Source organism: Cellulomonas sp. PhB143 (assembly GCF_003752595.1).
Classification (GTDB): Bacteria; Actinomycetota; Actinomycetes; order Actinomycetales; family Cellulomonadaceae; genus Paraoerskovia.
This window is the reverse complement of the sequence record NZ_RKIJ01000004.1, coordinates 19,641-41,356: the sequence shown is the minus strand read 5'-3', so window position 1 is coordinate 41,356 and position 21,716 is coordinate 19,641. Positions and strand designations below refer to the sequence as shown.

Annotated in this window: 19 protein-coding genes; 6 read left to right on the top strand and 13 right to left on the bottom strand. The window is 74.3% G+C overall.

Annotation, left to right across the window (positions count from 1 at the left end; all coding sequences use genetic code 11):
• Positions 1-15: 15 nt before the first annotated feature.
• From EDF32_RS01345 to EDF32_RS01320, 6 genes are all read right to left on the bottom strand, one after another.
• The gene (locus tag EDF32_RS01345) at positions 16-447 is read right to left on the bottom strand and encodes a TIGR03668 family PPOX class F420-dependent oxidoreductase (RefSeq protein WP_123306747.1); all 432 of its coding nucleotides are present in this window, start codon (positions 445-447) and stop codon (positions 16-18) included.
• Between the two features lie 164 nt (positions 448-611).
• Positions 612-2,744, bottom strand: a complete 2,133-nt coding sequence (locus tag EDF32_RS01340) for a 3-hydroxyacyl-CoA dehydrogenase NAD-binding domain-containing protein (RefSeq protein ID WP_123306757.1) — start codon at positions 2,742-2,744, stop codon at positions 612-614.
• Positions 2,745-2,794: 50 nt separating this feature from the next.
• A complete protein-coding gene (locus tag EDF32_RS01335) occupies positions 2,795-4,087 on the bottom strand; it encodes a thiolase family protein (RefSeq protein ID WP_123306746.1) in 1,293 nt (430 codons plus the stop codon).
• Positions 4,088-4,264: 177 nt separating this feature from the next.
• On the bottom strand, positions 4,265-5,269 hold the full coding sequence (locus EDF32_RS01330; protein ID WP_233565612.1) for a peptidoglycan bridge formation glycyltransferase FemA/FemB family protein: 1,005 nt from the start codon (positions 5,267-5,269) through the stop codon (positions 4,265-4,267).
• A 45-nt stretch (positions 5,270-5,314) separates the two neighbouring features.
• Positions 5,315-6,610: a ribonuclease D gene (locus EDF32_RS01325; protein WP_123306744.1), complete on the bottom strand. Its 1,296-nt coding sequence runs from the start codon at positions 6,608-6,610 to the stop codon at positions 5,315-5,317.
• On the bottom strand, positions 6,607-7,227 hold the full coding sequence (locus EDF32_RS01320; RefSeq protein ID WP_123306756.1) for a DUF3000 domain-containing protein: 621 nt from the start codon (positions 7,225-7,227) through the stop codon (positions 6,607-6,609). The genes EDF32_RS01325 and EDF32_RS01320 overlap by 4 nt, the downstream gene beginning before the upstream one ends.
• Positions 7,228-7,394: 167 nt before the next feature.
• Here EDF32_RS01320 and gndA point away from each other — a divergent pair, with 167 nt between their 5' ends.
• From gndA to EDF32_RS01305, 3 genes are read left to right on the top strand one after another with little or no spacing between them, the layout of a single operon-like run.
• Positions 7,395-8,831: an NADP-dependent phosphogluconate dehydrogenase gene (gndA, locus tag EDF32_RS01315; protein WP_123306743.1), complete on the top strand. Its 1,437-nt coding sequence runs from the start codon at positions 7,395-7,397 to the stop codon at positions 8,829-8,831.
• Positions 8,831-10,036 (top strand): carboxylate--amine ligase, encoded by a 1,206-nt coding sequence (locus EDF32_RS01310; RefSeq protein WP_123306742.1) that lies wholly within the window; start codon positions 8,831-8,833, stop codon positions 10,034-10,036. Before gndA ends, EDF32_RS01310 begins: the two co-directional genes overlap by 1 nt.
• Positions 10,033-10,749: an aspartate/glutamate racemase family protein gene (locus EDF32_RS01305; protein WP_123306741.1), complete on the top strand. Its 717-nt coding sequence runs from the start codon at positions 10,033-10,035 to the stop codon at positions 10,747-10,749. Before EDF32_RS01310 ends, EDF32_RS01305 begins: the two co-directional genes overlap by 4 nt.
• Before the next feature lie 40 nt (positions 10,750-10,789).
• Here the strand turns inward: EDF32_RS01305 and EDF32_RS01300 are convergent, their stop codons facing one another.
• Positions 10,790-11,275, bottom strand: coding sequence for a hypothetical protein (locus EDF32_RS01300; RefSeq protein ID WP_123306740.1), 486 nt, complete (start codon positions 11,273-11,275; stop codon positions 10,790-10,792).
• A 46-nt stretch (positions 11,276-11,321) separates the two neighbouring features.
• Here EDF32_RS01300 and EDF32_RS01295 point away from each other — a divergent pair, with 46 nt between their 5' ends.
• Complete coding sequence (locus EDF32_RS01295; protein ID WP_148061545.1) at positions 11,322-12,002, top strand: SDR family oxidoreductase; 681 nt, start codon at positions 11,322-11,324, stop codon at positions 12,000-12,002.
• Positions 12,003-12,079: 77 nt separating this feature from the next.
• Positions 12,080-13,135, top strand: a complete 1,056-nt coding sequence (gene zapE, locus EDF32_RS01290; protein WP_123306738.1) for a cell division protein ZapE — start codon at positions 12,080-12,082, stop codon at positions 13,133-13,135.
• 12 nt (positions 13,136-13,147) lie between these two features.
• Here zapE and EDF32_RS01285 read toward each other — a convergent pair whose 3' ends face one another.
• From EDF32_RS01285 to glgX, 4 genes are all read right to left on the bottom strand, one after another.
• Positions 13,148-14,017, bottom strand: coding sequence for a PPK2 family polyphosphate kinase (locus tag EDF32_RS01285; protein ID WP_123306737.1), 870 nt, complete (start codon positions 14,015-14,017; stop codon positions 13,148-13,150).
• Between the two features lie 61 nt (positions 14,018-14,078).
• On the bottom strand, positions 14,079-15,920 hold the full coding sequence (gene treZ, locus EDF32_RS01280; protein ID WP_233565611.1) for a malto-oligosyltrehalose trehalohydrolase: 1,842 nt from the start codon (positions 15,918-15,920) through the stop codon (positions 14,079-14,081).
• Positions 15,910-18,504, bottom strand: coding sequence for a malto-oligosyltrehalose synthase (treY, locus tag EDF32_RS01275; protein WP_123306736.1), 2,595 nt, complete (start codon positions 18,502-18,504; stop codon positions 15,910-15,912). Before treY ends, treZ begins: the two co-directional genes overlap by 11 nt.
• The gene (gene glgX / locus EDF32_RS01270) at positions 18,501-20,618 is read right to left on the bottom strand and encodes a glycogen debranching protein GlgX (RefSeq protein ID WP_123306735.1); all 2,118 of its coding nucleotides are present in this window, start codon (positions 20,616-20,618) and stop codon (positions 18,501-18,503) included. The genes treY and glgX overlap by 4 nt, the downstream gene beginning before the upstream one ends.
• A 162-nt stretch (positions 20,619-20,780) precedes the next feature.
• Between glgX and EDF32_RS01265 the strand changes: the two genes are divergently transcribed.
• Positions 20,781-21,002: a hypothetical protein gene (locus tag EDF32_RS01265; RefSeq protein ID WP_123306734.1), complete on the top strand. Its 222-nt coding sequence runs from the start codon at positions 20,781-20,783 to the stop codon at positions 21,000-21,002.
• Between the two features lie 15 nt (positions 21,003-21,017).
• Here EDF32_RS01265 and EDF32_RS01260 read toward each other — a convergent pair whose 3' ends face one another.
• Together EDF32_RS01260 and EDF32_RS01255 are read right to left on the bottom strand one after the other, a co-directional pair.
• Positions 21,018-21,317, bottom strand: a complete 300-nt coding sequence (locus tag EDF32_RS01260; RefSeq protein ID WP_370449879.1) for a hypothetical protein — start codon at positions 21,315-21,317, stop codon at positions 21,018-21,020.
• Between the two features lie 37 nt (positions 21,318-21,354).
• Positions 21,355-21,675, bottom strand: coding sequence for a DUF2277 domain-containing protein (locus EDF32_RS01255; protein ID WP_123306733.1), 321 nt, complete (start codon positions 21,673-21,675; stop codon positions 21,355-21,357).
• Between the last annotated feature and the right edge of the window lie 41 nt (positions 21,676-21,716).

The window sequence follows — 21,716 nt, the reverse complement described above, 5'->3', positions numbered from 1 at the left end:
CCGGCGCGCGGCCCGTCACGCGCCGGCGGCCGCCCAGCCGGACCACCGCACGACGGCGACCCGCAGGAGCGGGCCGGCCGGGCGTCGTCGGGCGTACTGCGGATATCGGGCGGCCAGCGCGTCGAGCGCGACCTCCCGTCGGGAACCGCTGAGCTCGACCGTCGCCGTCCCGTCCAGCCGCACCCACCAGAGCCCGTCCCAGTCGTCGTCGTACCGGTCGACGAGGACCGACACCCGTGGATTCGTGGCGATGTTGCGCAGCCGCCGCAGGTCGGTCGTGGACTTGGGCTTGTGGTCGACGGCGGTGACCAGCTCGTCGCCCCCGGCGACCAGCGCGAAGGTGATCGGGACGACGTGCGGCTCCCCGGCGCCGTCGGCGGTGGCGAGGTAGGCGTGACGGGCCGCGGCCAGCCGCTCGCGGCAGGTCGGCTCGTCCAGGCGGGGCATCGTCCGACGCTACCGCCGGTCGGGAGGGACCGCGCCGGCCCGGTCCGCCGACCACGGGCCTTCCGCCGCACGAGCACGGGGTCCCCGCCCGATCAGCTGGGCTGATCGGGCGGGGACCCCGTGCTCGGCGGTGCGGTGTGGTGAGGCGTGGTGCGGTGCGGTGGTCAGCCGCGCGGCACGTTGCCCACGCCGTCGGGCAGGATCCGCCGGCCCAGGACCTTCTCGGAGTACCCGGTCCGGTCGAGGTACGGCGTGATCCCGCCGAGGTGGAAGCCCCATCCGGCGCCGAGGATCATGCACAGGTCGATCTGCGCCGGGGTCTCGACGACGCCCTCGGAGAGCATGTGCCCGATCTCGACCGTCAGGGACGTGAGGACCGCGTCGAGCACCCCGGCCTCGTCGAGGCCGGTCCCCGGCTCGGCGGCGAACGCCGACTGGATCGCCGGGTCCACGGGGGCGGGCAGCCCCTTGGCCGCGGGGTCGAGCGAGAGCCGCGTGCCGTCGGCGACGAGCTTCTCGAGGCCGGGGGAGCGCGGCACGCGGTCCCCGAGGTCCTCGCGCAGCGAGGTCAGCACGTGCAGCCCGACGGCCGGCCCGACGAGGTCGAGCAGCTGGAACGGGGGCATCGGCAGGCCGAGCGGGCGCAGCGCACGGTCCGCGACCTCGACCGGCGTGCCGCCCTCGACGGCCTCGGCGATCTTGCCGAGCAGCAGCACGAGCAGGCGGTTGACGACGAACCCGGGCCGGTCGAGGCAGCCGACGGCGGTCTTGCGCAGCTTCTTCCCGACGGCGAAGCCGGTCGCCAGGGCCTCGTCCGAGGTCTCGGCGGCCTTGATGATCTCGACCAGCGGCATCTGGGCGACGGGGTTGAAGAAGTGGATCCCGACGACGCGCTCCGGGTGGTCGAGGTCGCTCGCCATCTCCGTGACCGAGAGCGCGGACGTGTTGGTCGCGAGGATCGCCTCGGGGGAGACGATCCCCTCGAGCTCGGCGAACACCTTCTTCTTCAGGCCCATCACCTCGGTGACGGCCTCGATGACGAAGTCGCAGCTCGCGAGGTCCGCGATGTCCGTGGTGCCGTGCACCGAGGACAGGATCTTCGCGCCGGCGTCCTTGGACATGCGACCCGAGCCGGTGAGCTTCTCGACGGTGCCGCGCACGAACCCGAGGCCCTTGTCGACTCGCTCCTGGTCGAGGTCGCGCATCACGACGGGGACCCCGAGGCGCTGGGCGAAGAGCAGGGCGATCTGCGCGGCCATGAGCCCGGCACCGACGATGCCCACGCGGGTGACCGGGCGCGCGAGCTTCGGGTCCGGCGCGCCCTGGGGGCGCTTGCCGCCGGAGACGAGACCGAACGCGTAGACGCTGGAGCGCATCTCGTCGGTCATCATCAGGTCGGCGAGCGCGTCGTCCTCGGCGGCGAAGGCCTCCTCGCGCGTCGCCGTGCGGGCAGCGGCCAGGAGGTCGAGCGCGCGGCCCGGCGCGGGGCGCGATCCGGCGACGACGGCGTCGAGCCGCTGCCGGGCGGCGCCGACGACGGCGTCCCACACCTCGGGGGAGTCGAGCTCGCGGCGCTCGACGACGATCTCCCCGCGCACGACCGCGGCGGTCCAGGCGATCGACTGCTCGAGGAAGTCGGCGGCCTCGAACAGCGCGTCGACGAGGCCGAGGCGCAGGGCCTCGGCCGCCTTGAAGGGCTTGTTCGCCGCGGGGCGGTTGAGGACGACGTCCATCGCCTTCTCGATGCCGACCAGGCGCGGGACGAGGTACGCACCGCCCCACCCGGGCACGAGGCCCAGGCCGGTCTCGGGCAGGGCGAGGGCCGCGGCGTCCGACGCGACGGTCCGGTAGTCGCAGTTCAGCGCGACCTCGAGGCCGCCGCCGAGCGCGACGCCGTTGACGTACGCGAACGTGGGCACGCCCATCTCGCCGAGCATCCCGAGGGTCGCGTGGCCGGACTCGCCGAGCGCCTTCGCCTCGTCGCGGCCCGAGAGGCTCGCGGCCTGCAGCAGGTCCGCGCCCGCGGCGAGGAAGTACGGCTTGCCGGTGACGGCGACGGCGGCGAGCTCGCCGGACCGTGCCCGCGCCCGCACGCCCTCGAGGGCGGTGCGGATCTCGGCGAGGCCGAGCGGGCCGAGCGTCGTCGGCTTCGTGTGGTCCAGCCCGTTGTCGAGCGTGACCAGCGCGAGGGTCCCGGCGCCGCCGGGAAGCTCGACGTCGCGCACGAGAGCGTGGGTGACGCGCTCGCCGCGGCCCTGGCCGGAGCCGCCGCGGGGCGCGGCCGGCTCGGGCGCGATGGTCTGGTCGGCGGCGCTCGTGCCCGCCTTCGTGGTGTTCTCGCTCACGGTCAGTTCTCCCCGTCGGTCGCGGTCGTGTGGCCGGAGTAGTCGGCGTGGTGGGGGTTCTCCCAGATGACGGTGCCGCCCATGCCCAGCCCGACGCACATCGTCGTCAGCCCGTAGCGGACCTCCGGGTGCTGCTCGAACTCGCGCGCGAGCTGGGTCATCAGGCGCACGCCCGACGACGCGAGGGGGTGGCCCACGGCGATGGCGCCGCCGTAGGGGTTGACGCGCTCGTCGTCGTCGGCGATGCCGAAGTGGTCGCAGAAGGCCAGGACCTGGACGGCGAAGGCCTCGTTGATCTCGAAGAGGCCGATGTCGTCGATCGTCAGGCCGGCGGTGCGCAGCGCGCGCTCGGTCGCCGGGACCGGGCCGATGCCCATGACCTCGGGCTCGACGCCCGCGAAGGCGAACGACACGAGGCGCATCCGAGCAGGCAGCCCGAGCTCGTCGGCGACGTCGCCGGCGGCGAGCAGGCACGCGGTGGCGCCGTCGGTCAGCGGGGAGGCGTTGCCCGCGGTGACCTTGCCGCCGGGGCGGAACGGCGTCTTCAGGTCGCGGATCGCCTCGACGGTGGTGCCCGGGCGGGGCAGCTCGTCGGCCGTCGCCAGGCCCCAGCCGAGCTCCGTGGAACGGACGGCGATCGGCGCGATCATCGGGTCGATGTCGCCGTTGGCGAGCGCCTTGGCGTACTTGGCCTGGCTCGCGACGCCGAACTCGTCGGTGCGCTGCTTGGTCAGGTGCGGGTAGCGGTCGTGCAGGTTCTCGGCGGTGGCGCCCATGACGAGGGCGGAGGAGTCGACGAGCTTCTCGGAGACGAAGCGCGGGTTGGGGTCGCTGCCCTCGCCCATGGGGTGGTGGCCCATGTGCTCGACGCCGCCGGCGATCGCGACGTCCTGCGCGCCGACCATGATGGCCGACGCCGTGTTCGTCACCGCGGTCATCGCGCCCGCGCACATGCGGTCGATCGCGTACCCGGGGGTGGTCTCGGGCAGGCCGGCGAGGACGGCGACGGAGCGGCCCAGGGTCAGGCCCTGGTCGCCGGTCTGCGTGGTGGCGGCGAGCGCCACCTCGTCGACGCGCTCCGCGGGCAGCTCGGGGCGGCGGCGCAGGAGCTCGCGGACGGTCTTCACGGCGAGGTCGTCGGCGCGGGTCTCGGCGAACAGGCCGTCCGGGCGTGCCTTGCCGAAGGGGCTGCGCACGCCCTCGACGAACACGACGTCGCGGGCGGCGAGGCGCCTCGCGTCGCGCGGGGAGGTGCGCTGGTCGGGCGCGGTGGCGCCGTCGGGCGATGTGGTCATCACGTCTCCATCAGGGGGGTGGACGGCGGCGTCCGGGAGCGGCGCCGCTCGAGCGGTGTTCATGCTACTCCGCGTCCTAGAAAAAAGTCACGACGGGTCCGCGGTACCGACGACGGACGCCCCGGCTCGTCCCGTCGGGGCGGGGCGAGCCGGGGCGTCGGGCGGACGCGTCCCGCGTCAGTGCGTGCCCTTGACCTTGCGCAGCACCGTCTTGGCGGTCGGGAGCATCCGGTGCCACGCCGCCCACGTCGGGCCGAACGCCACGTCGATGCTGCCGACCAGGTGGTCGTCGCGCTGGCCGAACGACCGCTTGAACCGGGAGATCCCGTCGTTGAGCAGACCGTTGAAGTCGAGCACCTCGATCCCCTGCTCCTTGAAGCGGCGGATCGCGTACCAGGTGAGGCCGAAGTTCGCGCGGCTCTCGCGCGACGCGTCGTTCGTCCCGCCGTAGAGCATGAAGGCGAGGCGGTCGCTCGTGGCGTACCAGAGGAACGCCGTCAGCTGCCCGTCCTCGAACGCGCCGAGGACGGGGGAGCGGTCGCCGTACTCGGACTTGATGAGGCGGTAGTAGTCGTCGTGGTGGATGCCGAACTCGGCGCGCTCGGCGACCTCGCGCTGGATGGCGAGGCAGGCGTCGATCTCCTCGGCGGAGGTGATCTCCCGGAACTCGATCTGCCCCTTGGAAGACTTGCGCACGTAGCGCCGCGTCGACTGGCTCATGCCGGCGAGCAGCGTGTCCTCGTCGGGGCGCAGGTCGAGCTGCAGCGTGGTGCCGAAGAAGATGGGGTTGGGCGACGGGCGCCACCCCGGCAGGTCGAAGTCGGTGTCCTGCGGCCAGTCCGGCTCGAAGGTGACGCCGATGCCGCGCACGGTCCTGCGGCACCACGCGGTCACGGCCTGCAGGACGGCGGAACGGTCCGCGCCGTCGGCGAGCACCGGGCCGCGGGGGACGTGGCTCAGGGCCTTGAACGGCAGCGGCAGGCGGCGCTCGAGCACCTGGGCGAGCCCGACGACGTCGCCCGCCTCGTCGAGGACCCGCACGCGGTGGGGGGTCCAGGCGCCGGAGGCCTTGACCTCCCCCCACGCCCAGAGCTGGAGCGGGTGGCCGCCGAGGGCGAGCACGTCGGCGTCCCAGGCCTGCCGGTCGGTCACGGTCTGCGTCGTCAGGGTCTGCGTAGGCACGCGGGCCAGCATACGCAGGGCGGGTGCGGGCCAGGCCCGCACGGCTCAGGCCTCGGCGAGCGCCGCCGCGAGGTCGGCCGCGAGCTGCTCGCGCTGCCAGGCGCGCGCGCCGCGGGCCGCCAGGAAGGCGTCGACCGCCGGTGCCGTGAGCGGCTCCGGCGGCGTCCAGCACAGGCGGCGCAGCGCGTCCGGCTGGAGCAGGTTCTCCACGGGCATCGACAGCTCCTCGGCCCGCCGGACGACGAGGCCTCGTGCCGCCTCGAGCCGCACGGCGGCCGCCGGGTCGCGGTCCGCCCACGCGCGCGGGGGCGGCGGGGCGTCGGTGCGGGGGCCGCGGGGGCCGCGGGGCGAGGGCAGCTCCTCGGCGGGCAGCCGCAGGCCGGCGTCGATCGCGGACTGCCACATCGGCGCGCGACGCTTCGTCTGGCGCCCGGCGAACTCGCGCAGGGCCACGAGCTCCGGCACGGACCGGGGCATCGCGCGCGCGGCCGCCACGATCGCCCGGTCGGGAAGGACGCGCCCGGGGGCGACGTCCCGGCGTCGGGCGTTCTCGTCGCGCGCCTCCCACAGGCTGCGCACGACGGCGATCTGGCGACGGTCCCGCAGGGCGTGCATGCCGGAGGTGCGCCGCCACGGCTCCTCGCGCGGCGGCGCCGGCGGCGCGGTGCGCACCGCCTCGAACTCCTGCGCGGCCCACGCCGTCTTGCCGGCGTCGTCGAGCATCGCGCCGAGCCTCTCGCGCAGCGGCACCAGGACCTCGACGTCGAGCGCCGCGTAGCGCAGCCAGTCCTCGGGCAGGGGGCGCGTCGACCAGTCGACCGCGGAGTGCTCCTTCGCCAGCCCCAGCCCGAGGAGCTGCGCCACGACGGCGGCGAGCCCGACGCGCTCGAACCCGAGCAGCCGGGCCGCGAGCTCGGTGTCGAAGACCCGCGCGGGACGCAGCCCGTGCTCGGCGAAGCCCGGCAGGTCCTGCGAGGCGGCGTGCAGGATCCACTCCGCGTCGCCGACGGCCTCCGACAGCGGGGACAGGTCCGGGACGCCGACGGGGTCGATCAGGGCGATCCCCGCACCCTCGCGCTTGACCTGGACGAGGTAGGTGGCCTGCCCGTAGCGGTAGCCGGAGGCGCGCTCCGCGTCCGCCGCCACCGGTCCGGACGCCGTGGCGAAGGCCTCCACGACCCGCGCGAACGCCTCGGGCGTCGCGACGACGCGCGGGACGCCGCCGGCCGGCTCGGTCAGCGGGGTGGTCTCGGGCTCGGGCGGGTCCTGCGCGACGGTGCCCGTCGCGTCGCCCGCGCTGCCGCTCGTGCCTGTGCTGCCGCTCTCGTCCGTCGCCGTCATCGGCCCATCGTCCCCCGGCGGGCGCGCAGGGACGAAACCCCGGCGGGCAGCGGGGGGAGCCCGGCGGCCGTGCACAGCAGCGCGCCCCACGCCTCGAGGTGACGGCTCATGTCCGAGGAGTCGGGGCTCCAGGACGAGCGCAGCTCGAGCTCGACGTCCGCGACCTGGCCGGCGAGCGCGCCGAAGCTCTCCGAGACCACCCGGGTCACCGTGCCGCCGACGGCGTGCGCCGCGGCGCCGCAGTGGGCGAGCGAGTCCTCGAGCCAGGTCCAGGCGACCTCGCCGAGCATCGGGTCGGACGCCATCTCGGGCTCCATGACGGTCCGCACGAGCGTGACGACGCGGAACGTGCCGTCCCAGGCCTCCTGACCCGCCGGGTCGTGCAGGACGATGAACCGGCCGGTGGTGGAGTCCGGCGCGGCGCTGCCGGTGCCCGCGGCACCGGCGGGCTCGCCGGCGGCGTCGACGCTCGCCTCGAGCGCGACCGCGAACGGCGCGATCCGGGCGGGCGCGGGCACCTCGCGCAGAGCGACGTCGGCCCGCAGCCGGGTGTCGGTGATGGTGCGCAGGGCGTGCCGGAACGCGCTCGGTGCGTCGGCGGGGTCCGCGGTGCTCACGCGGTGCACCCTACGAGGTCGTGTCCACGATGTGGAGCATCGGCGCGCGGACGCCGCCCGGGCCTCGCGCGCCGTACTAAGGTGGCGAGAGCCGGACGTCGGGGTCGTGCCCACGGACCCCGCGGTCGCCCCCGACCACTCTCGATCCCCGAGGAGCCTCGAAGCGAATGACTGCACGCGCACAGATCGGTGTCACCGGACTCGCCGTCATGGGCCGCAACCTCGCCCGCAACTTCGCCCGCCACGGCTACACCGTCGCGGTGCACAACCGGTCCTCCGCGAAGACGCAGTCGCTCGTCGCCGAGCACGGTGACGACGGGGACTTCGTGCCCTCGGAGTCGATGGAGGACTTCGTCGCCTCGCTCGAGCGCCCGCGCAAGGTCGTCATCATGGTCAAGGCCGGTGGCCCCACGGACGCCGTCATCGCCGAGCTCGTCCCGCTGCTGGAGGAGGGCGACATCGTCGTCGACGCCGGCAACGCGCACTTCCCCGACACGATCCGCCGGGAGAAGGAGCTGCGCGAGCACGGCCTGCACTTCGTCGGCTCGGGCGTCTCGGGCGGCGAGGAGGGCGCGCTCAACGGCCCGTCGATCATGCCCGGCGGCACCGCCGAGTCCTACAAGAGCCTCGGCCCGATCCTCGAGGACATCTCCGCGAAGGTCGACGGCACGCCGTGCTGCACCTACATCGGGCCCGACGGCGCGGGGCACTTCGTCAAGATGGTGCACAACGGCATCGAGTACGCCGACATGCAGCTCATCGCCGAGGCCTACGACCTGCTCAAGCAGGGTCTCGGCGCCTCCGCTGCGGAGATCGGCGACATCTTCGCCGACTGGAACACCGGCGACCTCGAGTCGTTCCTCATCGAGATCACGGCCGACGTGCTGAAGCACGTCGACGCCGAGACCGGCGCGGCGTTCGTGGACGTGGTCCTCGACCAGGCCGAGCAGAAGGGGACCGGCCGCTGGACCGTGCAGAACGGCCTCGACCTCGGCGTGCCGATCACCGGCATCGCGGAGGCCACGTTCGCCCGGGCCCTCTCGGGCGGCACCCCGCAGCGCGAGGCGGGTCGGGCCGCCCTGCCCGCGCTCACGCAGGAGTGGGACGTCACGGACCGCGACGCCTTCATCGAGGACGTGCGCCAGGCGCTGTACGCCTCGAAGGTCGTCGCGTACTCCCAGGGCTTCGACCAGATCGCCGCGGCGAGCGCGGAGTTCGGCTGGGACGTGGACCGCGGAGCGATGGCCCGGATCTGGCGCGGCGGCTGCATCATCCGCGCCCGCTTCCTCAACCGCATCACCGAGGCCTACGAGCGCGACGCCGGCCTGCCGCTGCTCCTCGCCGACGAGTACTTCACGCAGGCGGTCGGCAGCAGCCTGGCCGCGTGGCGCCGCGTCGTCGCCGGTGCCGCGCAGAACGGCGTGCCGACGCCCGCGTTCAGCTCGTCGCTCGCCTACTACGACGGGGTCCGCGCCGAGCGCCTGCCCGCCGCGCTGATCCAGGCGCAGCGCGACTTCTTCGGTGCGCACACCTACAAGCGGGTCGACCGCGAGGGCACGTTCCACACCGAGTGGTCCGCCGACCGTTCGGAGAGCACGGTCTGATGGCGCAGGCAGTCGTCGCGCCGATCATCCTCGGGGGGGACGCCGGCGCGTACAGCATCGCGCGTGCGTTCCACGAGGCGTACGGCGTCTCGAGCGTCGTCGTCTCGACGAACCCCACCCGCAACGTCGGCTGGTCGAAGATCGTCCGCAACGTCATCGAGCCGAACCTCCTGGAGGACCCGGCGGCGATGGTCGCCGTCGTGCGGCGCCTCGCCCACGAGGCCTCGGCGCCCGCGATGGTCGTCACCTGCGCGGACTGGTACGTGCACGCCCTCGCCGAGCACCGGTCGAAGATCGAGGACGTCGCGATCGTGCCCTACACGTCGCTCGAGACCCTGGACCGCGCCGTGGACAAGCGGACGTTCTCGGAGCTGTGCCACGAGCTCGGGGTCCCGCACCCGCGCACGGTCGTGCGCCGCGGCGGCGAGCCGGCCGGCGACGTCGGGATCACCTACCCGCTCGTCGCCAAGGCGACGGACCGCCACGCCTGGCACAACGCGCAGTTCGCCGGGAAGCAGAAGGTGCACTACCTGCACGCGCAGGCGGACCTGGAGGCGCTGCTGCGCGACTCCGGCGCCGCCGGGTACACCGGCCCGTTCGTCGTCCAGGAGACCATCCCGGGCGACGACGGCCAGATGCGCATCGTCACGACCTTCTCCGGGCAGGACGGCTCGGTGCGCCTCGTGCGCAGCGGCGAGGTGCTGCTCGAGGAGCACACGCCCGGCACGCTGGGCAACCCGGCCGCGATCCTCACGGAGCCGCTGCCCGAGATCGAGGGGCACGTCGCGCGCATCGTCGAGCACCTCGGCTGGACCGGGTTCGCGAACTTCGACGTGAAGGTCGACCCGCGCGACGGGACCGGCTACGTGTTCGAGCTCAACCCCCGCACCGGGCGGTCCAACTACTACATGACCGCGACCGGGGCGAACCCCGCGCGGCTGTGGGTCGAGGAGCACCTCGGCGACGGGGCGGCGCCGTCCACCCAGCAGCGCACCGTGCTCTACCGGATCATCCCGGGCCGGCTGCTGCGCCGGTACGTCGACGCGGCGACGCGGCGCCGGCTCAAGGGCGTGCCCGTGGTGCACCCCCTGAAGTACCGGGGCGACGTCACGCCGAGGCGGTGGGCCTGGGTGCGGCTCGCCGAGCTCAAGCAGTACCGCAAGTTCGCGGCGTACTACCCCGAGCGCCGGGACCCGTCGGCATGAGCGGGCGCCCGGCGCCGGTCGGGGTGATCGGCGGGGTCGGCCCGCTCGCGACCGCCTACTTCCTGCAGCTCGTGGTGCGGCTGACGGACGCGGACCGCGACCAGGACCATCTCGACATGATCGTCTTCGACCACGCCGGGATCCCCGACCGGACCGAGTTCGTCCTGCGTCGCTCGTCCGAGGACCCGGGCCCGGTCCTGGCCGACGACGCGCGGCGGCTCGCGCGGTTCGGCGTCTCGTTCCTCGTGATGCCGTGCAACACCGCGCACTACTTCACCCAGCAGGTCGTCGACGCCGTCGAGGTCCCGCTGGTCTCGATCATCGACACGACGGTGGAGGCCGTGCGCCGGCGCGCGCCCGGCCTGGCGAAGGTGGGGCTGCTCGCGACGGCGGGGACCGCGGCGTCGGGCGTCTACCAGGACGCGTTCGCCGCGGTCGGCGTCGAGACCCTCGTGCCCGACGACGCGGACCAGGCGGTCGTCAACGCCGTCATCTACGACCAGGTCAAGGCGGGCCGGCCGGTCGACCTGGGCTCGCTGCGCGGGGTCACGGAGCGGCTCGTGGCCCGCGGCGCGGCGGTCGTGGTGCTCGGGTGCACGGAGCTGTCGGTCGTGGCGGCCGATCACGACCTGCTCGACGAGCCGGTGTACGTGGACTCGATGGACCAGCTCGCCCGGGCCACGATCGAGCGGTCGGGGCACCGGGTCCGCTGAGCGCGGGCCCGGTGCGGGCCGGTCGGCCGCGGGCGGTGCGTCAGCCGATCTCGTTGGTCCCGAGGTACAGGTGGAGCACGGGCACCTGGAACGCCTCGCGCGCCTTGGACGCCCAGTCCGTGTGGAACGTGTCCTCGACCGCGTGCGGGTAGGTGAGCACGACGATCTCGCTGGCCGCGTCGTTCGCGAGCCACGCGGTCACCGCCGGGATCGGGTCGTCGTCGACGACCTCGCCGGTCACGTCCGCGCCCACGGCGGAGAACGCCTCGACGCTCGCCGCGAGCTGCTCGCCGGCGGTCAGGCGCGCGACCTGCTCGTCCGGCTCCTTGCCGCGCACGGCGTCCCACGCGCGGCGCAGGTAGCCGAGGCTCAGGTAGTCGACGAACGCCGTCACCGGGTCGTGGGCCGTGTCGGCCGGCACGAGGAGCTGGTAGCGGACGTCGTCGTCCTCGTGCAGGGAGACGACGTGGCGCACGTCGGACTCGGCGAGGGCGGCTTCGGAGAGGACGAGGATCGTGTCGGTCACGCCCCGATCGTATCGGTGCGCGGGCGGCGCCCGTACGCTCGACGCCATGAGTGCCGCCGCGCGTCCGCCCGCCCGGCCCGGGGCCGTCGTCGTCGGCGCGACCGGGTTCGTCGGCTCCGGGACCGTGGCCTCGCTCGGGTCCCGCGGCTGGGGGCTGGTCGCGTCGGGGCGCAGCGCCGCGCGCCTGGGCGAGCTCGAGGGCGCGCCGGGCGTGGTGGCCACCCTCGACGCCCGCACGCTCGGGGACCCGTCGTCGAGCGCGCCCGACGACGCCGTCGCCGCCCTCGCGCGGGCCCATGCCGTGCGCGGGGCGGTCGCGGCGATCGGCGGGTGGTGGGTCGGCGACCGGCTCGAGGACCTCGACCTCGCCGACTGGGAGGCGTTCCTCGCGAGCCACCTCACGGCGCACCTCGTCGCCGCGCGCCGGCTCGTGCCGCTGCTGCCGCCCGGAGCGGCGTACGTGGTGCTCAACGGGGCTGCGTCGTACGAGCCCATGGCCGGCTCCGGCCCGGTGTCGGTGACCGGCGCCGCCCTGCACATGATGGTCGACGTGCTGCGCGCGGAGGCGCGGCCGGGGACCGTCCGGTACCGCGAGGTCGTCGTCGGGCACGCCGTCGCGGGGGACGTGCGCAACCTCGACCCGCAGCGCGAGGTCACCCTGGAGGACGTCGCCCGCGTGGTGCGCCGGGCGCTCGGCGACGGCGCGGAGCCGCTGCTGAGGTGCTGACGGTGCTGAGGTGCAGACCTGCTGCCGTGCGCAGCGTCACAGCGGCCCCCGGTCCGCTCCGCGTAGGCTGGGACGCTGTGACCAGCACCCAGGAGACCGCGGTCCGTGAGCTCGCCTCGATCCGCCCGCACGTGGCGCCCGAGCGGCTCCTGGCAGACCTCGTCCCGCCCCGGCACTTCCGCGACGCCCGGTTCTCCACCTACCGGGCGTCCGACGCCTACCCCAGCCAGCGCGCCGCCGTCGTGCGGCTCGAGGCGGTCGCCGAGCAGCTCACGGCCCGGAGGAGCGGGTTCTTCCGGAGGCGCAACGACCCGCCCGCCGTGTACCTCGACGGCGGGTTCGGCGTCGGCAAGACCCACCTGCTCACGTCCCTCGCGCACGCCGTCGGCGTGGAGCGCAGCGCCTACGGGACCTTCGTGGAGTACACGAACCTCGTCGGGGCGCTCGGCTTCGCGCGCACCGTGGAGGCGCTCGCCACGAAGAAGCTGGTGTGCATCGACGAGTTCGAGCTGGACGACCCGGGGGACACCGTCCTGATGTCACGGCTGCTGCGCGAGCTCGCGGACCGCGACGTGGCGCTCGCCGCGACGTCGAACACGCTGCCGGACGCGCTCGGCGAGGGCCGCTTCGCCGCCGAGGACTTCCTGCGCGAGATCCAGGCGATGTCGGCCCGGTTCGAGGTGCTGCGCGTGGACGGCGAGGACTACCGCCACCGGCACACGACGACCGCCGCCGAGCCGCTGGACGCGGCGACCGTGCGCGCCGCGGCCACCGGCACGCCCGGGGCCACGCTCGACGGGTTCGACGACGTCGTCGCGCACCTGGCGACCGTCCACCCGAGCCGGTACGGCGCGATGCTCGACGGCGTGCCGCTCGTGGCGCTGACCGGCGTGCACCCGGTGACCGAGCAGTCGGTCGCCCTGCGCCTGGTGGTGCTCGTCGACCGCCTGTACGACCGCGACATCCCGGTGCTGCTCGCGCGCTCGGCGGACGCCGCGCAGGGGCGGCTGTTCACCGAGCAGATGCTCGCCGGCGGGTACCGCAAGAAGTACTGCCGCGCCCTGTCGCGGCTCGGCGCGCTCGCCGAGGACGGCCGGGCCGTCGTCGGAGGCGCGTCGCCCGAGGTGCGCTGACGCCCCGACCGGTCAGGCGCCGGCGAGCAGCGCCTTCTGCTCCTCGACGTCGAACGCCGCCGGCGGCCACCCCAGCTCGAGGTCGCGGAACGCGTCGAGCAGGAGCTCGGTGACCGCGAGCCGCGCGTACCACTTGTGGTCGGCCGGGACGACGTGCCAGGGCGCCACGTCGGTGCTCGTGCGGTCCAGGACGGCCTGGTAGGCGTCCTGATAGGCGGGCCACTGCGCCCGGGCCGCGAGGTCGGCCGGGTCGTACTTCCAGTACTTGTCCGGGCGCTCGAGCCGCTTGCCCAGTCGCTTCTTCTGCTCCTCCAGGGAGACGAACAGCGCGACCTTGACGATCGTCGTGCCGCTGGCCGCGACCTTCGCCTCGAAGCGGTTGATCTCGTCGTACCGCCGCTCCCAGACGTCGCGCGGCACGAGCCCGTCGACCCGCGCGATCAGCACGTCCTCGTAGTGCGAGCGGTCGAACACGCCGAGCATCCCCGGTGCGGGCAGCGCGCGGCGGACCCGCCAGAGGAAGTGGTGGGCCAGCTCGGCCCGGGTGGGCGCGCCGAACGACGCGTGCTGCACGCCCTGCGGGTCGACCATGCCGACGACGTGGCGCACGATCCCGCCCTTGCCGGCGGTGTCCATGCCCTGCAGGACGAGCAGGACGGAGCGCTGCCCGCCCGAGCGGCCCTCCGCGAAGAGCCGCTCCTGCAGGTCCGAGAGCCGCGCGCCGTGGTCCGCCATCGCGCGGGCGGCCCGTTTCCGGCCGTGCTCCCAGCCCGGCGTCGCCGAGCGGTCGAACGCGGCGAGGTCGAAACCCTCCTCGGCCCGCAGGGTCTCGCGGGGCGGGACCGAGAACCGGTGCGTCGTCTTCTTCGGCGTCTTCGACATCGTCGTCCTTCGTGCTCGGGGGGCAGCTGGCGGGTGGTGGGGCCGGGCGGGTGCGGTACGGCTAGGCGAGGACCACGACGGAGCGCCCGGGCAGGTGCAGCGTCGCGTCCGGGGCGAGCCGCGCGTCGTCGTCCCAGCGGGCCACGATCCGCAGCCCCGCGGGGACGGGCACCTGCGCCGGCCCGGAGCCCAGCGTCAGCACGACGCGCGCCGCGCCGCGGCGCAGCACCAGCGTCGAGGTCTCGTCCGCGTCCGGGCCGCCGTCCGCGGGCAGGCGCTCGAGGCCGACGGCGGACAGGTCGCCCGAGCCGACGTCCGGCACCGCGGCGCGCACCGCGACGAGCGTGGCGTACCAGTCGCGCAGCCGGGCGTGGTGGCTGCCGGGGACGACCTCGGAGCGGTCGAGGACGCTCGCGTCGCGCGTCGATGCGGCCTGCGGGTCGGGGACCTCGATCGGTCCGCCGTACAGCTCGGTCCACCCGTGCCCGCCGAACTCGCGCCGGCGCCCGGCGCGCACCGCCTCGCCCAGCTCCGGGTCCTGGTGGTCGGTGAAGTACTGCCACGGGGTGCTCGCGCCCCACTCCTCGCCCATGAAGAGCATCGGCGTGAACGGCGAGCACAGCACGAGCGCCGCCTCGATCGCGAGGCCGCCCACGTCGAGGCGCGCCGCGGGGCGGTCGCCGAGGGCCCGGTTGCCGACCTGGTCGTGGTTGGACGCGCACACGACGAACCGGTGCCCGTCCGTCCCGGCGGGGACGGGGGCGCCCCACCGCCGCCCGCGGAACGTCGACCACGTGCCCGCGTGCACGAAGGCGCCCGTCAGGGCGGTGCGCAGGGTCTCGACGGAGCCGAAGTCGGCGTAGTACCCGTGCCGCTCGCCGGTGACGAGGGCGTGCACCGCGTGGTGGACGTCGTCGGCCCACTGGGCGGTCATGCCGCGCGGCGCCGTGCCGGGCGCGGTGTCCGACGGGGGGGCCGGGTCGCCGAGCGGGGTGACGGTCGCGGGCTGGTTCTCGTCGGACTCGGCCACCAGCGACAACGGCCGTCCGAGTCGGTCCGCGAGCTCGGCCGTGCGCGCCGAGAGCTCGGCGAGGAGATGGACCGGGGAGTCGTCGATCAGCGCGTGCACGGCGTCCAGGCGCAGCGCGTCGACGTGGTGCTGGTCGAACCAGTGCAGCGCGTTCTGGACCACCCATGCCCGGACCCCGGCCGCGCCCTCCTGGTCGAGGTTGACGGCCGATCCCCACGGGGTCTGGTGCTCGTCCGTGAAGTACGGGCCGAACGTCGACAGGTAGTTGCCCGCGGGGCCGAGGTGGTTGTAGACGACGTCGAGCGTGACGCCGAGCCCTCGCGCGTGGGCCGCGTCGACGAACCGCTGCAGCGCGCGCGGGCCGCCGTACGCCTCGTGCACGGCCCACAGGTCGACGCCGTCGTAGCCCCAGCCGCGCTCTCCGCCGAACGCCGCCAGCGGCATCAGCTCGACCATCTGGACGCCGAGCCCGGCGAGCTCGTCGAGGTGGGTGGCGGCCGCGTCGAGCGTGCCCTCGGCCGTGAACGTGCCGACGTGCAGCTCGTAGGTCACCGCGCCGCGCGCGTCGAGCCCCGCCCAGGCGCCGTCCGTCCAGGCGAAGGCCGGGTCGAACCGCCGGCTCGGGCCGTCGACGCCGAACGGCTGGTGGGCGCTGCGCGGGTCCGGGCGGGGCGGGCCGCCGTCGACGGAGTAGGCGTAGTCCGTCCCGGCGGGCACGTCCGCGCCGGCGCTCCACCACCCGGCCTCGCCGGCGGACAGGGGCACGACGGCGTCGCGCGGCCCGAACGACCCGTCGGTCGCGGCGGGCAGCACGAGGTCCACGCGTGCGGCCGCCGGGGCCCAGACGGCCAGCGGGGGCAGGTCACCGGCCACCGGTCCCCTCCTGTCCCGCCGACGCGGCGTGCTCCGGGTCCGCGCCGGGCCGCGGCTCGCTGACCAGCAGGGCGACCGGCAGATCGGCGAGCACGTCCTCGATGGGGACGGCCCCGGACGCGTACGAGCGGCCCGTGAGCCGGTCCACCCACCGGCCCGGCACCACGGGCAGCGCGACCGTGTGCCCCGTCCACCCGCCGAACCGCTCGACGGTGCCGGCGAGGCGCGTGACGACGGTGACCGTGCTGGGCACGTGGTCGACCGTCCGGGCGAACGCCACCGCGCACGTCGAGGAGGTCGGCACGGGCTCGTACCCGGCGTCCTCGCCGACGAACGCCTCGGGCCGCTCGCGCCGCAGCCGCAGCGCGCGGGAGGTCACGAGCAGCTTCTGGCTGTTCAGGGAGCGCGCGCCCTCGCCGGCGTCCAGCCGCTCGAGCCGCGCGGCGAGCGCGGCGACGTCGGCGGGATGGCGGTTGTCCGGGTCCACGAGCGTGGGCCGGTAGCCCTCGCTGCCCTGATACACGTCCGCGACCCCCGGCATGGTCAGCTGGACCAGCTTGGTGCCGAGCGCGGCGGCGCGCAGCGGCTCCAGGTGCCGCTCCGCCCAGCCGCCGATGGCCTCCAGGACGGCCGGGTCCTCGAGCGCGCCGCGCGCGAGACGCTCCACGGCCTGCTCGTAGGCGTCGTCGGGCGACGTCCACGACGTGCGCAGCTTGGCCTCGCGCAGCGCCTTGGTCAGGTAGGCCACCAGCCGGTCGGCGCCGATCGGCCCGGCCGCAGAGCCGTCCGGCACCCACGTCCCGGCGAGCGTCTGCCACAGCAGGTTCTCGGCGCGCCCGTCCACGGGGGAGGACCGGTAGGCGGCCGACGCCGCGCGGAGGGTGGCGACGAGCCCGGCCCACGCCTCGGCGAACTCGCTGAGCACGCCGATCGCTGCGCGCGTGTCCTCGCCGCGCTTGGTGTCGTGCGTCGACGTCGTCGTCAGCCCCAGCGGGGTGGCGTTGCGGGCGCGGTGGGCGAACGCGTGCCACTCGTGCAGCGCGAGCGCGAACCGGTCCGGCTCGCCGCCCACCTCGCACAGCGACGTCAGCTCCGTCCAGCGGTAGAACGCGGTGTCCTCGATGCCCTTGGCCATGACCGCGCCGCACACCTGCTGGAAGCGCACGACGAGCTCGTCGCGGCGCGGCTCGTGGGTGCGCCCCGCGCTGCCGACCTCGCGGCCCAGCAGCAGCTCGACGACCACGTCGAGGGTCTCGTGCCGCGTGGCGGGCAGGACGGCGCGGGCGCGGGCCGCGGCGTCGAGGGTGACCTCGACCGGCTCGCGGCGTGGGGTCTCGCCGGGCACCACGTAGGACCGGTACCGGTCGAAGGCGACGAGCAGGGCGGCGAGGCACTCGTTGAGCCCGCGCCACGTGTGGTCGCGCAGGCGCGGGTCGTCGCGGCAGACGCCGGCCGCCAGGTCCGTGAGCCGGTGCACCTCGGCGTCCAGCGGGCCGTCGACGACCTCGCGCTTGGACCGGGTCACGAGCTCGGCGAGCCCGCCCGGCCCGTCCCCGGTGAGGGACTCGGCCAGCGCGGCGAGCGCCGCCCGACCGCCCGCGTCGACGAACAGCGACTGCAGGCGCCACAGGCCCTCGTAGCCGGTGGTCCCGACGGTCGCCCACTCCGGCGGCAGGCGCTCCTCGCCGGCGAGGATCTTCTCGACGACGACCCACGCGCCGCCCGTGGCCTCCTCCAGGCGCTCGAGGTACCGGCCCGGGTCGGCGAGGCCGTCGGGGTGGTCGATGCGCAGGCCGTCGACCGTGCCGTCGGCGATCAGGGCGAGGAGCACCGCGTGGGTGGCGTCGAAGACGCGCTCGTCCTCGACCCGGATCGCCGCGAGCGTCCCGACGTCGAAGAACCGCCGGTAGTTGAGCTCCTCGTCCGCGACGCGCCAGAACGCCAGCCGGTAGTGCTGGCGCTCGACGAGCTCGGCGAGCGGCAGGTCCTCCGTCCCGGGGCGCACGGGGAAGACGTGGTCGTAGTAGCGCAGCACCGTCACCGTGGCGGGCGCGTCCAGCCGGTCGCCCGTCGCGGCGACGGGCACCTCGATCTCGTCGAGGACGAGCTCGCCGGAGGCCAGGACGTCGCCGATGCGCGCGCCGAGCACCGGCATGAGCACCGCACCGTCGTCGGAGGACCAGTCGACGTCGAACCAGTGCGCGTACGGGGACTCCGGGCCCTGCGCGAGCACCGACCACAGGGCGCGGTTGTGCCACACGGGCGTCGGGACGGCCATGTGGTTGGGGACGACGTCGACCACCAGCCCCAGCCCGGCCCCCCGAGCCGCGGCGGAGAGCCGCTCCAGGCCCGCGCGACCGCCCAGGACGTCGCTGACCCGCGAGTGGTCGACGACGTCGTACCCGTGGGTCGAGCCGGGCGCCGCCTGCAGGACCGGGGACAGGTACAGGTGGCTGACCCCGAGCGACGCGAGGTACGGGACCTGCGCCGCGGCGTCGTCGAACGTCAGCTCCGCGCTCAGCTGCAGCCGGTACGTCGACGTCGGGTACGGGCGGCCCGGGGCCGGGCGGCGGCGGTCCCTCATGCGATCGCGGACCCGCGGGAGAGGACGACGACGGAGCGCCCCTCCGCCGTGAGCTTCTTCCCCGGGGCGAAGGTGTCGCCGGGGCTGACGGCGTGGTCGGTGTCGAGCACGACCGTCCACTCCTCGCCGTAGTCGCCCGCCGGCATGACGAAGTCGAGCGCGTCCGAGTGGGCGTTGAGCAGCAGCAGGAACGAGTCGTCGACGACGGGCTCACCCCGCCCGTCGCGCTCGGAGATGTCGTCGCCGTTGAGGAACACCATCACCGAGCGGGCGTAGGAGCTGTTCCAGTCGACGTCGTCCATCCGCTCGCCGGTGATGTCGAACCACTCGATGTCCGGGACCGTGCCCTCCGCCTGGTCGCCGTCGCGTCCCACGAAGAACCGGCGCCGGTGCAGCACCGGGTGCTCGCGCCGCAGCGCCACGAGGCCCCGCGTGAACTCGAGCAGCTCCGTGTTGCCCTCGTCCAGGTCCCAGTCGACCCAGGAGAGCTCGTCGTCGTGGCAGTAGACGTTGTTGTTGCCCTGCTGGGTGCGGCCGAGCTCGTCCCCGTGCGCGATCATCGGCACGCCCTGCGAGAGCAGCAGCGTGGTGAGGAAGTTGCGGCGCTGGCGCGCGCGCAGGTGCAGCACCTCCTCGTCGTCCGTCGGGCCCTCGACGCCGCAGTTCCAGGAGCGGTTGTGGCTCTCGCCGTCGTTGCCGCCCTCGCCGTTGGCCTCGTTGTGCTTGTCGTTGTACGAGACCACGTCGTTGAGGGTGAAGCCGTCGTGCGCCGTGATGAAGTTGATCGACGCGATGGGCCGGCGGCCGGAGTGCTCGTAGAGGTCCGAGGAGCCCGTCAGGCGGCTCGCGAGCTCCGGCAGCGTCGAGGGCTCGCCCCGCCAGAAGTCGCGCACCGTGTCGCGGTACTTGCCGTTCCACTCGGTCCACAGCGGCGGGAACCCGCCGACCTGGTAGCCGCCGTCGCCCAGGTCCCACGGCTCGGCGATCAGCTTGACCTGGGAGATGATCGGGTCCTGCTGGACGATGTCGAAGAACGCCGAGAGCCGGTCGACCTCGTGGAACTGCCGGGCCAGCGTCGCGGCGAGGTCGAAGCGGAACCCGTCGACGTGCATCTCCTCGACCCAGTACCGCAGCGAGTCCATGATCAGCTGCAGCACGTGCGGCGAGCGCATGAGCAGCGAGTTGCCCGTGCCCGTCGTGTCGAAGTAGTGCGCCTCGTCGCCGTCCACCAGCCGGTAGTACGCGGCGTTGTCGATGCCGCGGAACGAGAGGGTCGGGCCCTGGTGGTTGCCCTCGGCGGTGTGGTTGTAGACGACGTCGAGGATGACCTCGATGTCGTGGTCGTGCAGCGCCTTGACCATGGACTTGAACTCCATGACCTGCTGGCCGCGCGTGCCGTAGCCGGCGTAGCCGTTGTGCGGGGAGAAGAAGCCGATCGTGTTGTAGCCCCAGTAGTTCGTCAGGCCCTTCTCGACCAGCCCCGGGTCGTTGACGAACTGGTGCACGGGCATGAGCTCGATGGCGGTGATCCCCAGGGACGTCAGGTGCTCGATGATCGCCGGGTGCGCGATGGCGGCGTAGGTGCCGCGGATCTCCTCGGGCACGTCCGGGTGCTGCATCGTCAGGCCCTTGACGTGGGCCTCGTAGATGACGCTGTCGTGGTAGTCGTGGCCCGGCGGGCGGTCGTGGCCCCAGTCGAAGAACGGGTTGTGCACCACCGAGACCATCGTGTGGGCGGCCGAGTCGTCGTCGTTCTTCTCGTCGGGCGCGTCGAACCGGTAGGAGAACAGCGACTCGTCGCCGTCCACCATCCCGTCGATCGCCTTGGCGTACGGGTCCAGCAGCAGCTTGCTGGGGTTGCAGCGCTGCCCGTGCTCGGGGTCGTAGGGGCCGTGCACGCGGTACCCGTACCGCTGACCGGGTGCGACCGAGGGGAGGTAGGCGTGCCACACGTGCGCGTCGACCTCCTCGATCGCGATCCGGGTCTCCGTGCCGTCGTCGTCGATGAGGCACAGCTCCACGAGGTCGGCGACCTCCGAGAAGAGTGCGAAGTTGGTCCCGCTCCCGTCGAACGTCGCGCCGAGCGGGTAGGGGCGTCCAGGCCAGATCTGCATCCTGGAATGATCGCACCTCCACGTTGCCGACGCGTTGCGGTCCGCGGGGGTCGCGGTGCAGGTCTCGGGCCTTTTCGGAGCATCGAGTGAAGATCTGTCGACATGTGTTACGAGGCTGTGTCGCACGCTGCGTCGGGCGGCGGGTGCTGGTAGACCGGAACCATGACCACGAACCCCGGTCCCCGACGCCGCACCGACGACCCGAACACCTCGGACATCGGCTCGGCCCGCATCTCGCCCCGCACCGACAAGGACGCCGGCACCGGCGACGTCCTCTCCGGCGGCGACGCCTCCCGCGCTCCGCAGTCGCTGCGCGAGCGCGACCGCGGGCGCATCGAGCGCGCCTCGTCGGGCAAGTCCTGGGACGACCCGGACGAGCTCTGAGCGTCCGGCGGGAGCTCAGCGCAGCCGCGGCACGCGGTCGGCGTCGACGTCGATCAGCCGCGGCATCCCCGCGGGGGCGACGAGGCTGAGCGCCAGGTAGCGGGCCTCGGCCCGGTGCAGGCGGATGTGCTCGTCCAGCGACCAGCCCGGCCCGTTGGTCAGCGTCATGCCGCACGAGCAGCCGATGGTGACCGCGCCCGAGGCCGCGTGCTCCACCTGCCCGACGGTCACGTGCGACGCCTGGGCCTCGGCCTTGGCGCGGCGCATCGCCGCGCTCACCGCGGGGGCGGGTTCGTCCTGACGCTCGTCGCTCACGAGCGACCACCCTAGCCCGCGCCGGCCCCGGCGCTGCCTACGCGTGGGCGTGCTCGTGCGGCAGCCCGAGCTCGTGGGCGCGCTCGTGCGCCTCGCGCGCCGCGATGCGGGCCCGCACCTCGGCCCGGCGCAGCGGCGGGTCGTTCTTCGGCGGCACCTTGCGCTCGGGAAGCTCGGTCAGCAGCCGGCGGACGACGTCCGCCACCTCCGCCGTGGCGCGCTCCACGGGCGCGCGGGTCACGGCGCTGACGGCGCCGATCCCCGCGACCTTGCGCACGAACTGCAGGGCGGCGGCCTCGATCTCCTCGTCGGTCGCCTCGGGCTCGAGACCGCGCAGCGCGGTGATGTTCCGGCACATGTGACCGAGATTACCCGGCGGGCACCCGCTGTGTACCCGCC